This window comes from Microbacterium sp. NPDC056736 (assembly GCF_042790415.1).
Lineage (GTDB): Bacteria > Actinomycetota > Actinomycetes > Actinomycetales > Microbacteriaceae > Microbacterium.
This window is the reverse complement of the sequence record NZ_JBHTZE010000009.1, coordinates 78315-92202: the sequence shown is the minus strand read 5'-3', so window position 1 is coordinate 92202 and position 13888 is coordinate 78315. Positions and strand designations below refer to the sequence as shown.

At 71.5% G+C, this 13888-nt stretch carries 15 protein-coding genes; 5 read left to right on the top strand and 10 right to left on the bottom strand.

Annotation, left to right across the window (positions count from 1 at the left end; genetic code table 11):
* Positions 1–40 precede the first annotated feature (40 nt).
* The 5 genes from ACFRAL_RS16100 to ACFRAL_RS16080 all read right to left on the bottom strand — a co-directional run bounded on the left by ACFRAL_RS16100 (position 41) and on the right by ACFRAL_RS16080 (position 4950).
* Positions 41–1717 (bottom strand): ribonuclease J, encoded by a 1677-nt coding sequence (locus ACFRAL_RS16100; RefSeq protein ID WP_378884827.1) that lies wholly within the window; start codon positions 1715–1717, stop codon positions 41–43.
* 72 nt (positions 1718–1789) lie between these two features.
* The gene (dapA, locus tag ACFRAL_RS16095) at positions 1790–2767 is read right to left on the bottom strand and encodes a 4-hydroxy-tetrahydrodipicolinate synthase (protein WP_336399037.1); all 978 of its coding nucleotides are present in this window, start codon (positions 2765–2767) and stop codon (positions 1790–1792) included.
* Between the two features lie 68 nt (positions 2768–2835).
* Positions 2836–3600, bottom strand: coding sequence for an SDR family NAD(P)-dependent oxidoreductase (locus tag ACFRAL_RS16090; RefSeq protein ID WP_378884824.1), 765 nt, complete (start codon positions 3598–3600; stop codon positions 2836–2838).
* Between the two features lie 19 nt (positions 3601–3619).
* On the bottom strand, positions 3620–4144 hold the full coding sequence (locus ACFRAL_RS16085; RefSeq protein ID WP_378884821.1) for a dihydrofolate reductase: 525 nt from the start codon (positions 4142–4144) through the stop codon (positions 3620–3622).
* Positions 4141–4950, bottom strand: a complete 810-nt coding sequence (locus tag ACFRAL_RS16080) for a thymidylate synthase (protein WP_378884818.1) — start codon at positions 4948–4950, stop codon at positions 4141–4143. Before ACFRAL_RS16080 ends, ACFRAL_RS16085 begins: the two co-directional genes overlap by 4 nt.
* Before the next feature lie 128 nt (positions 4951–5078).
* Here ACFRAL_RS16080 and ACFRAL_RS16075 point away from each other — a divergent pair, with 128 nt between their 5' ends.
* The 4 genes from ACFRAL_RS16075 (at position 5079) to ACFRAL_RS16060 (ending at position 7511) form a co-directional block, all read left to right on the top strand.
* Positions 5079–5516, top strand: a complete 438-nt coding sequence (locus ACFRAL_RS16075) for a TlpA family protein disulfide reductase (protein WP_378884815.1) — start codon at positions 5079–5081, stop codon at positions 5514–5516.
* On the top strand, positions 5509–6051 hold the full coding sequence (locus ACFRAL_RS16070) for a DUF4395 domain-containing protein (protein ID WP_378884812.1): 543 nt from the start codon (positions 5509–5511) through the stop codon (positions 6049–6051). Before ACFRAL_RS16075 ends, ACFRAL_RS16070 begins: the two co-directional genes overlap by 8 nt.
* A gap of 103 nt (positions 6052–6154) precedes the next feature.
* Positions 6155–6580: an OsmC family peroxiredoxin gene (locus ACFRAL_RS16065; protein ID WP_336399043.1), complete on the top strand. Its 426-nt coding sequence runs from the start codon at positions 6155–6157 to the stop codon at positions 6578–6580.
* Positions 6573–7511, top strand: coding sequence for a TIGR01777 family oxidoreductase (locus tag ACFRAL_RS16060; RefSeq protein ID WP_378884809.1), 939 nt, complete (start codon positions 6573–6575; stop codon positions 7509–7511). Before ACFRAL_RS16065 ends, ACFRAL_RS16060 begins: the two co-directional genes overlap by 8 nt.
* Positions 7512–7526: 15 nt before the next feature.
* On the opposite strand, the gene ACFRAL_RS16055 is transcribed toward ACFRAL_RS16060, so the two are convergent.
* Together ACFRAL_RS16055 and ACFRAL_RS16050 are read right to left on the bottom strand one after the other, a co-directional pair.
* Positions 7527–7976: a hypothetical protein gene (locus tag ACFRAL_RS16055; RefSeq protein ID WP_378884806.1), complete on the bottom strand. Its 450-nt coding sequence runs from the start codon at positions 7974–7976 to the stop codon at positions 7527–7529.
* On the bottom strand, positions 7973–8788 hold the full coding sequence (locus ACFRAL_RS16050; RefSeq protein WP_378884803.1) for a 4-hydroxy-tetrahydrodipicolinate reductase: 816 nt from the start codon (positions 8786–8788) through the stop codon (positions 7973–7975). The genes ACFRAL_RS16055 and ACFRAL_RS16050 overlap by 4 nt, the downstream gene beginning before the upstream one ends.
* Before the next feature lie 71 nt (positions 8789–8859).
* Between ACFRAL_RS16050 and ACFRAL_RS16045 the strand changes: the two genes are divergently transcribed.
* Complete coding sequence (locus ACFRAL_RS16045; protein WP_378884800.1) at positions 8860–9333, top strand: GNAT family N-acetyltransferase; 474 nt, start codon at positions 8860–8862, stop codon at positions 9331–9333.
* A gap of 10 nt (positions 9334–9343) precedes the next feature.
* Here ACFRAL_RS16045 and ACFRAL_RS16040 read toward each other — a convergent pair whose 3' ends face one another.
* The 3 genes from ACFRAL_RS16040 to ACFRAL_RS16030 all read right to left on the bottom strand — a co-directional run bounded on the left by ACFRAL_RS16040 (position 9344) and on the right by ACFRAL_RS16030 (position 13676).
* Complete coding sequence (locus ACFRAL_RS16040) at positions 9344–9946, bottom strand: histidine phosphatase family protein (protein WP_336399048.1); 603 nt, start codon at positions 9944–9946, stop codon at positions 9344–9346.
* A gap of 122 nt (positions 9947–10068) precedes the next feature.
* Positions 10069–11106 (bottom strand): aldo/keto reductase, encoded by a 1038-nt coding sequence (locus ACFRAL_RS16035; RefSeq protein ID WP_378884797.1) that lies wholly within the window; start codon positions 11104–11106, stop codon positions 10069–10071.
* Positions 11107–11396: 290 nt separating this feature from the next.
* A complete protein-coding gene (locus ACFRAL_RS16030; protein WP_378884794.1) occupies positions 11397–13676 on the bottom strand; it encodes a polyribonucleotide nucleotidyltransferase in 2280 nt (759 codons plus the stop codon).
* Positions 13677–13888: the final 212 nt, after the last annotated feature.

Here is a 13888-nt window from a genome sequence, read left to right as displayed (position 1 = left end):
TGCGGGCTACGCTTCGATTCTCCGCCCGGCGGTGATCCCGTTATGCCTCTATCACGAGCGGGACGATCATGGGCCGGCGTCGCAGCGACTGGTTCACCCAGCGCCCGATCGTGCGGCGCACCACCTGCGACAGCGCGTGCGGGTCGCGCACGCCCGACTTGGCGGCCTCGGTGAGCGCCGCGGCGATCTTCGGCTTGACGTCCTCGAAGACGCGGTCGTCCTCCGCGAAGCCGCGCGCGTGGATCTCGGGACCCGAGATCACCTTGCCCGTCGCGGCGTCGACCACGACGATCACCGAGATGAAGCCCTCCTCGCCGAGGATCCGGCGGTCCTTGAGGTCGGCATCCGTGATCTCGCCGACGGTCGAGCCGTCCACGTACACGAACCCGAGGTCGAGCTGGCCGACCATGTGCGCGTCGCCGTCCTTGAGGTCGATGACGGTGCCGTTCTCCGCGAGGAGCGTGCGCTCGGGCGCGATCCCGGTGTCCTGGGCGAGGCGGGCGTTCGCCATGAGGTGGCGGTACTCGCCGTGCACCGGCAGGACGTTGCGGGGCTTGAGGATGTTGTAGCAGTACAGCAGCTCGCCGGCGGCGGCATGTCCGGAGACGTGGACCTTGGCGTTGCCCTTGTGCACGACGTTGGCGCCGAGCTTGGTGAGCCCGTCGATGACGCGGTACACGGCGTTCTCGTTGCCGGGGATGAGGCTCGACGCCAGGATCACCGTGTCGCCGGCGCCGGGCTCGATCGCGTGGTCGAGGTTCGCCATGCGGCTCAGGACGGCCATGGGCTCGCCCTGCGAGCCGGTGGACATGTAGACGATCTTGTCGTCGGGGAGGTCGCGCGCCTTCTTGTAGTCGATCAGCACGCCCTCGGGCACGTGCAGGTAGCCCAGGTCCTCCGCGATGGTCATGTTGCGCAGCATGCTGCGGCCGAGGAGAGCCACCCTGCGACCGTGGGCGGCCGCGGCGTCGAGCACCTGCTGCACGCGGTGGACGTGGCTGGAGAAGCTGGCGACGATCACCCGCCGCGGCGCCTTGCCGATGACCTGGTCGAGCACCGGGCCGATCGAGCGCTCCAGCGGCGTGAAGCCGGGGACGTCCGCGTTCGTGGAGTCGACGAGGAAGAGGTCCACCCCCTCCTCCCCCAGCCGCGCGAAAGCGCGCAGATCGGTGAGGCGCCCGTCGAGCGGGAGCTGGTCCATCTTGAAGTCGCCGGTCGCGAGCACCGTGCCGGCCGGCGTGCGGATGGCGACGGCCAGCGCGTCGGGGATCGAGTGGTTCACGGCGATGAACTCGAGCTCGAAGGGCCCGAGGTTCTCTCGCTGCCCCTCGGTCACCGTGAGGCTGTACGGCCGGATGCGGTGCTCCTTGAGCTTGGCCTCGGTGAGCGCGAGCGTCAGGCCGGAGCCGACGATCGGGATGTCGCTCTTGAGCTTGAGCAGGTACGGCACCGCGCCGATGTGGTCTTCGTGGCCGTGGGTGAGCACGACGCCGACGATGTCGTCGAGGCGTCCCTTGATCGGTTCGAAGTCCGGCAGGATCAGGTCGACGCCGGGCTGGTGCTCCTCGGGGAAGAGCACGCCGCAGTCGACGACGAGGAGCTTGCCGCCGTACTCGAAGACGGTCATGTTGCGGCCGACCTCGCCGAGGCCGCCGAGCGGCACGACGCGGAGCGTGCCCGCTTCCAGCTCGGGGGGATCGTACGGGGTGGTGGGCATTGTGAAGCCTCCTCCGGATGCCGTGGCATCCGTTCATCATCGTGCCGGCGCCCCATCGGCGACGGCACATCGTCATCTGGTCGTGCCCGAGACCTTCGGCAGCGCACCGCCGGCGGCCGCGTTGCGGTCGGGACGGAAGTTCGAGAAGTCGGCACCCGGGACGTCGGTCACCAGGGCGAGCTCGTCCTCGATCTTGGCGGCCTCCCACTCCTCGGGGCCCACCAGCGGCAGGCGCACGCGCGGGCTGCCGATTCGGCCCAGGCCGTGCAGGATGTACTTCGCCGACACCGTGCCGGGCACGTGGGTCATCACGGCGCGCACGAGCGGCTCCAGCTGCTTGTGGGCCGCGGTCGCCGCCTTCAGGTCGCCCCGGTTGACGGCGTCGACGATCACGCGGTACGGCTGGGCCGCGATGTTCGCGGTGACGCCGATGAGGCCCGTCGCGCCGATCGCCAGGTGCGGCAGCACATTGGCGTCGTCGCCGGAGAAGTACATCAGGTCGGTCTGGTTGAGCACGCGGCTCACCTCGCTGAAGTCGCCCTTGGCGTCCTTGATGGCGAGGATGTTCGGATGCTTGGCGAGGCGCAGGATCGTCTCGTAGCGGATCGGCACGCCGGTGCGCCCGGGGATGTCGTAGAGGATCACCGGCAGATCGGTGGCGTCGGCGACGAGGCGGAAGTGCGTCAGGATGCCCGCCTGCGTGGGCTTGTTGTAGTACGGCGTGACGATCATGATGCCGTCGGCGCCGACCTTCTCGCTGGCCTTGTACAGCTCGATAGCGTGCGCGGTCTCGTTGGATCCGCCGCCGGTGATGATCTTCGCCCGCCCGGCCGCGACATCCTTGCCGACCTCGACCAGGCGGATCTTCTCCGCATCGGTGAGGGTCGACGTCTCACCCGTGGTGCCGGTCACGACGATGCCGTCGGCGCCCGCGGTGATGACGTCGTCGATGTGCTTCTCGACAGCGGGCCAGTCGACCTCGCCGTCGGCCGTCATGGGGGTGACGAGGGCGACGAGCACCTGTCCGAAGGGATTGCCCGGATGCGTCATGTTCTCAGGTTATCCGGATGCCGCGACTCCGCGTGCCGCCGGAGCAGGCCCGTGTGGCTCGCGCGCGCTCAGCGCCCGCGCTCGGCGATGCGGGCGGCGAGCGCCGGCGGGGCGAATCGGGCACCCCACACCAGCAGCTTGTACCGCAGGGACGGGATGGAGACGGGCACGCCGCGCGCGGCGTCGCGCAGGGACGCCGCCACGACGTCCCGCGCGTCCAGCCAGAGGGCGTCCGGCACGCCCTCGTGCCCCGGCGGGAGGCCGAGGCGCTCGTGGAAGCTCGTGTGCGTCCAGCCGGGGCAGACGGCGGTCACGGTCACTCCGCGCGGTCCGTAGCGACCGTTGGCCCAGCGGCTGAAGCTGACCAGCCACCCCTTGCACGCGCCGTAGGTCGAGCGCGGGATGAACGCCGCGACCGACGCCACGTTGAGGATGCGGCCCCGGCCGCGCGCCAGCATTCCACCGAGCGCCGCGTGGGTGAGGCGCATGGGCACGTCGACGTGCAGGCGCAGGTGGCTGACCTCGTCGGCGATGTCGTTGCTCTCGAACGCCAACGGCAGCCCGAAACCCGCGTTGTTGACCAGGATCTCGATCGGGCGGGCCTCGTCGGCCACCCGCTCGATCACGCGGTCCCGCTGCCGGGGCTTCAGCAGGTCCGCGGCGAGCACCTCGACCTCCACGCCGTACACGGCGCGCAGGCGGGACGCGAGGGCCTCGAGCGCGGAGCGGTCGCGCGCCACGAGCACGAGGTCGGCGCCCTTGGCAGCGAGCTGGCGGGCGTACTCGGCGCCGAGGCCCGAGCTCGCGCCGGTGATGAGAGCGGTCTTCGCCACGTCGCCTCGTCCCGCCGCTCTACTGCGCCCGCACGAGCGTCAGGAACCGATAGCGGATGCCGGAGCTCGACGTGTGCCAGCCCTCCGGCGGATCGATCCTCGACGGGATCCACCCCTCGTGCTCGGGGGCGGTGGTGTCGCCGGGCACCCGCAGGTCGAACTCGGTGACCTCCAGGAGATCCGCCTGCCCGATCGCCTCGCGGAACAGCTCCCCGCCGCCGATCACCCAGATCCGGTCGGGGTCGCCCTCCGCCGCCAGCGCGAGCGCGGCCTCGAGCGAGCCGGCGGGTTCGGCGCCGGCCTCCGCCCAGTCGTCCCGGCGCGTGACCACGATGTTGCGCCGCCCGGGCAGCGGCCGGAAGCGGGCGGGGAACGACTCCCACGTGCGCCTGCCCATCACCACCGGCGCGCCGAGCGTCGCCGCCTTGAAATGGGCGAGATCCTCGGGGACGTGCCACGGCATGCCCCCCTGCGCGCCGATCACGCGGTCGCGGGCCTCGGCCCAGATCAGGCCGATCGGGCGACGCGGGTCAGCGGCGGTCATACCGCGACCGCGCCGCGGATCGCGGGGTGGTGCTGGTAGTGCTCGAGCACGAAATCCTCGTACCGGTAGTCGAAGATCGAGCCGGGTGTGCGCGCGAGGCGCAGCGTCGGGTACGGGTAGGGGTCGCGGGTCAGCTGCTCGCGCACCTGCTCGAGGTGGTTGTCGTAGATGTGGCAGTCGCCGCCGGTCCACACGAAGTCGCCCGGCTCGAGGCCCGCCTGCTGCGCCACCATGAGGGTCAGCAGCGCGTAGGAGGCGATGTTGAACGGGACGCCGAGGAAGAGGTCGGCGCTGCGCTGGTACAGCTGGCACGACAGCCGGCCGTCGGCGACGTAGAACTGGAACATCGCGTGGCACGGCGCGAGGGCCATGTCGGGGATGTCGGCGGGGTTCCACGCCGAGACGATGAGCCGCCGCGAGTCGGGATTCGCGCGGAGCTGGTCGAGCACGAGCGCGATCTGGTCGATGTGCTCGCCCGACGGCGTCGGCCACGAGCGCCACTGCACCCCGTAGACGGGACCGAGCTCCCCGTCGGCATCGGCCCACTCGTCCCAGATCGTGACGCCGTTCTCCTGCAGCCAGGCGACGTTCGACTCGCCGCGGAGGAACCACAGCAGCTCGTAGGCGACCGACTTGAAGTGAACCCGCTTCGTGGTGACGAGGGGGAAACCCTGCGACAGGTCGAAGCGGATCTGACGGCCGAAGACGCTCGTCGTCCCGGTGCCGGTGCGGTCGTCCTTGTGGGTGCCGTTCTCGAGCACGTCGCGCAGGAGGTCTTCGTACGGAGTCGGGATCGGCGTCGTCACGGCTGCCACGATACCCGCCGCCAGCACGTCCGGCCCGGCAGCCGCGCAGCGCTTCGCGTCACGCCGCGTCGCGTCATCTGAGCGATCGGCGCGTCCTCGGCCGCGGAAAGGGGTTAGCCTGGTCTGCTGTGACCCTCGTCGGCGCCCTCATCGCACTCGCCGTGCTCCTCGCGGCGACGATCGCGCTCGGCGCGTACCTGAACTGGCGCCAGTCGCACGCTCGCCGCAACGTGGCCCACGAAGTCGTCGAGCCCCACCGGCTCGGGGCCGAGGGGCTGGGCGAAGTCGCCACGCTGCTGCAGTTCAGCACCGAGATGTGCGCCCGCTGCCCCGGGGTGCACCGAACGCTCGCGGCCATCGCCGACGATCACGAGGGTGTGCTGCACCTCGACGTCGACCTCACGCATCGCCCCGACATCGCCAAGCACTTCCACGTGCTGCAGACCCCCACCACCCTCGTGCTGGACCGCAACGGGGTGGTGCAGACCCGCTTCGGCGGCACCCCGGGGCGCGATGTGCTCGAGCTCGAGCTGAACCGGCTGAGTGCGGAGGGTGCGAGTGTCTGAGAGAGCGGATGCCGCGACCCCGCGCGGCATCGATCCGCGCGGACCGCGGTTCGTGGCAGGCATCACCGCCGTGCTGCTCCTCGTCGACGTGTTCCTCGGGCTGACGGGCCTGTCCACCGCGCGCACCGCCGACGGCTGGGCGATCGCCTCGGCGACGCCCGGCGAGCGGTTCCTGGACCATGCCTTCCTCCTCCTCCTCGCGATCGCCGTGCTGTTCGCCTGGGGAGTGGCCTCGCCGCGCACGGCGCCGTGGGGCGCGCTGTACCGCGCGCTCGTCGCGCCCCGCCTCGGCGCCCCGACCGAGCTCGAGGACCCGCGCCCGCCGCGCTTCGCGCAGGGCGTCGGTCTCCTCGTCGCCGTCATCGGACTTGCGCTGCACCTGCTCGGCGTGCCCTGGGGCCTCACCATCGCGGCCGCAGCAGCTTTCGTCGCGGCCTTCCTCAACGCGGTCTTCGGCCTCTGCCTGGGGTGCCAGCTGTACCTGCTGCTGCAGCGCGCGGGCATCGTCGGCCGCGCCCGGCCGGCCTCCGCCTGACACGTCGCGCATCGCCGCGCAACCGTCGCGGCGCGGCATCCGTGTTGATTAGGCTGACGCGAGACGCCTGCGACGCAGGCGCACCGCGAGCGAGGAGGCCCCCATGACCGTCACGAGCGAAGCGACCACCGCCTGGAACGGCGGACTGTTCGACGGCTCCGGAGAGACCACCTTCGTCTCGTCGGGCCTGGGCACGTTCCCGGTCAACTGGAAGGCGCGCAGCGAGGGATCCACCTCGGTCACGACGCCCGAGGAGCTGATCGCCGCCGCGCACTCGTCCTGCTTCAGCATGGCGTTCTCGCTCGCCCTCGCCGAGAACGGCACCCCGCCCGAGTCGATCGACACCACGGCGTCGGTGACCTTCAAGCCCGGCACCGGCATCACCGGCAGCCATCTCAACGTCAACGCCGTCGTCCCGGGCATCGAGCCCGAGGAGTTCGAGCGCATCGCGCAGGAGGCGAAGGCCGGCTGCCCGGTCTCGCAGGCCCTCGCGGGCGTCGAGATCACCATCGAGGCCACGCTTGCCTGATTCCCCGGGCGCCGCCGACGCCCCGGCGACCCCGCGGAAGGTGGTCGTCTCCGGCGCGTCGGGGCTGATCGGAGCGGCCCTCGTCGAGAGCCTGCGGGCCGATGGGATCGAGGTCGTCACACTCGTGCGGCGCCCGCCCGTCGAGGCCGGAGAGATCGAGTGGCTCACGACGGACGAGCCGCTCGACCCCGCGGTGCTCGACGGCGCCGACGCCGTCGTCGGGCTGAACGGCGCGAACATCGGACGGTTCCCGTGGACGCCCTCGTACAAGAGCACGCTGCTGTGGTCGCGCGTCACGCCGACGCGTGCGCTGGCCCGCGCCGTGCGGGAGCGGGGAGCGGATGCCCCGCACTTCGTCGCGGCCTCCGCCGTGGGCTACTACGGCTCGGCCCCGGGGGCCCGGCTGACCGAGGATTCGCCGCGCGGTGACACGTTCCTCGCCGATCTGTGCGGGGAGTGGGAGACGGCAGCGCTCGGGGCGGGGCCCGATGCCGCGGTGTCATTGCTGCGCACGGCGCCCGTGGTGCACGCGGACGGCGTGCTGAAGCCGCTGCTGCTCCTCACGCGCTTCGGGCTCGGCGGGCCGATCGGCCCCGGCACGCAGGCCTGGCCGTGGATCTCGCTCGAAGACTCGGTGCGCGCGATCCGGCACATCATCGACGCGCGACTGACAGGCCCGGTGAACCTCACGGGCCCGACGCGCGCGACGGCGAACGACCTCGGATTCGCGCTGGCACTGCGGATGAACCGCCCGTTCCTGCTGCGTGCTCCGGTGTGGGGCATGAAGCTGGTGCTCGGGGCCGACGCCACGGAGGCGATCCTCACCGCCGACGCGCACGTCGTGCCCGCCGCGCTCACGGCATCCGGGTTCGTCTTCGCGCACCCGACCGTCGAGGACGCCGTCGCCGCCGCCGTGCCGGCGCGCGTCTGAGCCCGGCCGTCCGCGTCAGCGGGCTCGCTCGGCCGACTCGAGGCGGATCGCCGCGCGCACCGCCTCGCGCGCGCGCCGACGATCACCGGCGGCGTCGTACGCGAGGCCGAGCCGGAACCACACCCGCCAGTCGTCGGGGTGCGCCTCGGCATCGGCGCGGTAGGCGGGGAACACCGCGTCGCCGTCGGCGCGGACGACCCTGCCGCTCGGCAGCACCGCCACCTCGTCCTCGGGCAGTCCCCCCTCTGCCTCGAGTCGACGCCCCAGCTGCTCGGCGCGCACGCCGAACCACAGCTCGCGCCCCAGCGCCCATGCCGCGATGAGCGGCAGCACCACGAGGGCGATCCCGATCGCGACGCCGACGGCCTCGCCGCTGGTCATCAGGAGCCATGCGCGCTGTCCCACCAGCACGATGTACAGCGCGAGCAGCACCGCCATGACGGCGACGCCGATCCGGGCGGTCATGCGGACGTGGTGCGGGCGACCTGCCCCGTGACGCCGCCCTCGTCCAGCGGGCGCGCTTCGGTGTGCGCCGCGCGCCGGCCGATCCCGATGTCGATCAGGCTGTCCAGGCCGATGGTCACACCCGTGGCGTCGCGCGCGGCCGCCAGTGCCAGCCGGATGCCGGGACCGTACGCCCTCGCCGGCTCGACGGTGTCGTGCACGATCGTGAGGGACTCCCCCGGTCCCGACAGGATCGTCTCCTGCCGGGCGAGGACGCCGGGGCGGCGCAGCGAGTGGATGGGGATGCTCGCGACCTGCTGCCCGCGGGCGCGCTGGTCGACGTGCGGCGATTCGACGGGCCCGACGCCCTCCCGCGCCGCCGCGATCAGCTCCGCCGTGCGCACGGCGGTGCCGCTGGGCGAGTCGATCTTCGTCTCGCGGTGCGCTTCGACGATCTCGATCGAGGGGAAGAACGGGGCGGCGGCGGCGGCCAGCGCGGAGCCCAGCACGGAGCCGATGGAGAAGTTCGGTATGAAGACGGCGCCGGTCGCCGCGGCGTCGACGAGCGGTCGCACCAGCGCGATGCGCTCGGCCGACCAGCCGGACGTGCCGACGAGCACGTTGATCCCGCGCTCGATGGCGGCCCGGACGACGTCGATCGACACGGCAGGCGTGGACGCGTCGACGACGAGGTCGGCGCCGTCGAGGTCGGAGAGGTCCGAACGCGAGGTGAGCACGGCGGTCAGCTCGAAGCCGGGCTCCGCCTCGACCACGTCGCGGATGATGCCGCCGAGCTTTCCGGTGCCGCCGACGATGGCCACGCGTGTCGTCATGCGTCCATCCTAGGCGGGCGCCCTGCACCCGGCCGGGCGGCCGCGGGGTCGCCGGCGCCTACGCTGGAGCGGTGGTGACACTGCGCCCCTCCCCCGCTGACGCCCCCGACGCCCACGAGCTGCTCGCCGAGTACTTCCGCGCGCGCACCGAGGGGTTCGCGCTCATGGACGTCTCCTACCGCACCTCCTTCCCCGACCCCGCGGCATTCGTCCCGCCGGCGGGCGTCTTCGTCGTGCTGGACGACGACGAGGGCGTCGCGCAGGGCTGCGGCGGCATCCGTCTCATCCCCCCGGGTGCGCTCGGCACCCGTTACGAGCTCAAGCACCTGTATCTGCGACCGGGCACGCGCGGGCGGGGATGGGGCCGGCTGCTGGTCGAGGACCTCGAGCGCCGGGCGCGCGGGTTCGGGGCCGCCGAGCTCGTGCTGGACACGCACCACTCCCTCGAGGCGGCGGGAGCGCTGTACGCCCGCACCGGATTCACGCCGATCGATCCCTACAACGACAACCCCAACGCGACGCGGTGGTACGGCAAGACGCTGTGAGCGTCCGGCGTCAGACGGGATAGATCTCGGGCAGACCCGTACGCAGCTCGACCGGCAGGTGCGCCATGTCGTTGTGCGAGAGCATCGTCCACGGCCGGCCCTGCTTCTGCGCGATGACGGTGAGCCCGCAGTGCGCCTGGTTGAGCGTCATCCATCGCCACTCCGGCGCCTGCAGCACCTCGCGCACGAACCAGGCGATCACGAAGTTGTGCGTGATCAGCAGCTCGTGGACGTCGCCGCGCTTGCGGACCAGGTACTCGCTGACGGCGTCGGACATCTGGGCGCGCCCGGCCTCGACCTCGGCCTCGGTGACCGATCCGAAGAACGGCTCGAACACCGCGGGCGTGTCGTCGGTCATCCCCGTCGGCACGCAGTCGAAGAGGAGGGCCGAGGGCTCGGGCGAGACCGACGGCATCCGCTCGGCGACCGCGCGCGCCGTCTGGCTCGCCCGCTCCAGCGGCGAGTGCCACACGGCATCGAACGGCACCCCCGAGAGGCGGTCCGCCAGCAGCGAAGCCTGGCGGCGTCCGCGCGGGGAGAGGGGTCCGTCGATGAGACCGTGCTCGGCATCCTGATGCTCACCATGCCGCACGAGGTAGATGTAGTGCGTCACGCAGCTCACTCCGTCGGGGGTCGCGTGCCGGGGGAAGGCACCCTTCCACCCTACGACACGTGCCCGTGCCGGCCGGCGGGCTGTGGACACGCCCGTGCAACCGGCCCGGCGGACCGCTGCGGCTACTCCGAGGCGCGTCCGATGTCGGCCAGCTGGGAACGGCTGAGCCGCACCCCGACGCCCTGGACGAGCTCTTCGACATGCTGCGGCGCATAGGCGTTGACGATGGGCGCGGTCACGAGCCGCTGGGACAGGAGCCAGGCGACGGCGACCGCGGCGTCGGGGACGCCGAGGTCCGCGCCGACGGCATCGAGCGCGCGCAGCGTCCGGCTCCCCCGCCGGTTCAGATTGGCCGCCAGCTGCGCTCCGCGCACCGACAGGGCCCCGCGGATCTTCGACCGCTGCCGGCCCGCCAGGAAGCCGTGCTCGAGGGCGTGCGACGGCGTGACCGCCATGCCCTGCGCACCGGCGACGAGGCGCAGGTCGGCATCGAACTCATGGCGCCTCAGCACGTTGAACGGCACGTCGAGCACCGTGATGCGCGGATAGCCCGCGGACGAGAAGATGCGGGCCTCCACCAGTTGCGCCGCGGTGTAGCCGAACGCGCCGAGCGCGCGCACCTTGCCGGTGTCGACGAGCCACTCCGCCGTCGCGAGGGTGTCTTCCAGCGACGATCCGGGGTCGGTCGTCGCGTCGAGGGACAGCACGTCGATCCGGTCGGTGCGCAGCCTCGTCAGAGACGCTTCGACGGCGCGGATCAGGTTCACCGGGCCGAGCCCCGGGTTGTCGGCGTGACCTCCGACCCGGACGGTCAGCACGATGTCGTCGCGGAGCCCGCGCGAGTGCAGCCACTGGCCGATGATGTGCTCGCTGCGCCCGCTGGAGTAGCTGTCGGCGGTGTGCACCGCGTTCCCGCCGAGCTCAGCGTACGTGTCGAGGATCGCGTGGCTGGACTCGAGGTCGACGTTCCACCCGAACTCGGCCGCGCCGAGGATCAGCGGGAACACGTGCGAGCCGCTCTCACCGAGCGGCACGCGGATGTTGCTGCCCACCGAGGGCCCCTGAACCGGGATGGGTGCCGACGGATGCGGGCCGAGCGCGCCGGCGGCGGCATCCGGGCTCACCGACGGAAGCGTCGAGTCAACGCCGAAGAAAGCCATGTGCCACCCCCCACTCAGCTCGTCGCCGAACCTTGTGATCAAATGTCCGCACCCCCCGGCGCGTACTTCGAGGGTAGGGCAGTCCGGACAGCACGCCGCGCGCTGAGGCGAACTGTCGATAAACATTGCATAACGGTTTGATCACGAATGGCCGGTCCGGCGAGATCCGCGTCCGCCGGCGCGGCGATGCCGGGGCGCGAGCGAACCGGACGACGGATGCCCGCCCCGGTGTCGGGGCGGGCATCCGCTGCGATGGGCCGGCCGTGCCGGCCGCTCGGCGCTTCGGGCGATCAGCCCTCGGCAGGAGCCTCCGGACCCGGGTTGGCCGCGTCGCGACCCTCCTGGTCGGCGGCCTCCTCGAGCACCGGCTCGAGCGAGAGCTTGCCGCGGTCGTCGATCTTCGTGATCTTGACGAGGAGCTTCTGGCCGACGGAGAGGACGTCGTCGACGTTCTCGACGCGCTTGCCGCCGGCGAGCTTGCGGACCTCGCTGACGTGCAGCAGGCCGTCCTTGCCGGGCAGGAGCGAGATGAACGCGCCGAACGTCGCGATCTTCACGACCGTGCCGAGGAACTGCTCGCCGACCTCCGGGTTGGTGGGGTTGGCGATCGCGTTGACCTGGGCACGGGCGGCCTCGGCCGACGGGCCGTCGACGGCGCCGATGTAGACGGTGCCGTCCTCCTCGATGGAGATGTCGGCGCCGGTCTCGTCCTGGATGGCGTTGATCGTCTTGCCCTTGGGGCCGATGAGCTCGCCGATCTTGTCGACCGGGATCTGCACGCTGATGACGCGCGGGGCCGTCGGAGCCATCTCGTCGGGCGCGTCGATCGCGGCGTTCAGCACGCCCAGGATCGTCAGACGCGCGTCCTTGGCCTGCGTCAGCGCCGCCGAGAGCACCGACGACGGGATGCCGTCGAGCTTCGTGTCGAGCTGGATCGCGGTGACGAACTCGCTCGTGCCGGCGACCTTGAAGTCCATGTCGCCGAGCGCGTCCTCGGCTCCCAGGATGTCGGTCAGCGCGGCGTACCGCGTCTGGCCGTCGACCTCGTCGGACACCAGGCCCATGGCGATGCCGGCGACAGGAGCGCGCAGCGGCACACCCGCGTTCAGCAGCGACAGGGTCGAGGCGCACACCGAGCCCATCGACGTCGAGCCGTTCGAGCCGAGAGCCTCGGAGACCTGGCGGATCGCGTAGGGGAACTCCTCGCGTCCGGGCAGCACCGGCACGAGCGCGCGCTCGGCCAGGAAGCCGTGACCGATCTCGCGGCGCTTCGGGCTGCCCACGCGGCCCGTCTCACCCGTCGAGTACGGCGGGAAGTTGTAGTGGTGCATGTAGCGCTTGTGCGTGACGGGCGACAGCGAGTCGATCTGCTGCTCCATCTTGAGCATGTTCAGCGTGGTGACGCCCAGGATCTGGGTCTCGCCGCGCTGGAAGATCGCCGAGCCGTGGACGCGCGGGATGACCTGCACCTCGGCGTCGAGCGGGCGGATGTCGGCGAGGCCTCGACCGTCGATGCGGACGCCCTCGGTGAGGATGCGACCGCGCACGATCTTCTTCGTCACCGACTTGTACGCGGCGCTGAACTCCAGCGTCGCCGTGCCGGGCAGCTGCTCGGCCTCGACCGCGGCGATCAGCTCGGCCTTGACGCGGTCCTTGACGGCGTCGTCGGCGTTCTGACGCTCCTGCTTGTCGGCGATCTGGTAGATGCCCACGAGCTCGTCGTACGCGCGACCCGCCACGAAGTCGTAGGTCTCCTGGCTGTACGCCGGGAAGACCGGGTACGACTGGATCTCCTTCGCCGCGGAGCCGGCGACGACGTTCTGCGCGGCGACGAGCTCCTTGATGAAGGGCTTCGAGGCCTCGAGGCCCTGCGCGACGACCTCTTCGCTCGGCTTGGTCGCGCCGCCCTTGATGAGGTTCCAGGAGCCCTCGGTGGCCTCGGCCTCGACCATCATGATCGCGACGTCGCCGTCGTCGAGCACGCGGCCGGCGACGATGAGGTCGAACACGGCCTCCTCGAGCTGCTTCGCGGTGGGGAACGCGACCCACTGGTCGGCGTGCTCGCCGTGGCCGGGGACGAGCGCCAGGCGGACACCCGCGATCGGACCCGAGAACGGCAGACCCGAGATCTGGGTCGACAGCGAGGCGGCGTTGATCGCGAGCGCGTCGTAGAACTCGCCCGGCGCGATCGAGAGCACCGTGACGACGATCTGCACCTCGTTGCGGAGGCCGTCGACGAACGACGGGCGCAGGGGGCGGTCGATCAGACGGCAGACGAGGATCGCCTCGGTCGAGGGGCGGCCCTCACGACGGAAGAACGATCCCGGGATCTTGCCGGCGGCGTACGAGCGCTCCTCGACGTCGACGGTGAGCGGGAAGAAGTCGAAGCCCTCGCGGGGGTGCTTGCCGGCGCTGGTGGCCGACAGGAGCATGGTCTCCTCGTCGAGGTACGCGGCGACGGCACCCTGTGCCTGCTGCGCGAGTCTGCCGGTCTCGAACCGGACGGTGCGGGTGCCGAAGCGGCCGTTGTCGAGGACGGCTTCGGCGGCGGTGATTTCCGGACCTTCCAAGAGGTCCCTCCTTCTTTGTTTAGCCTCGTCCGGCCGTGTGCCGGGCGAGGGTCAATCGAAGGAGCAGGAACAGGCAGATCTCGGCGCGCGGTGATTCCGCGGACTCGCCAGCGCTGGTCACCAGTCGAAGATCACCCGGCGCTTCTCGCGTCGGGGAACCCACCACAGGGGACCAGCTTCCTGCCGGCCTGCTCCACAATGCCCGTCTCGGG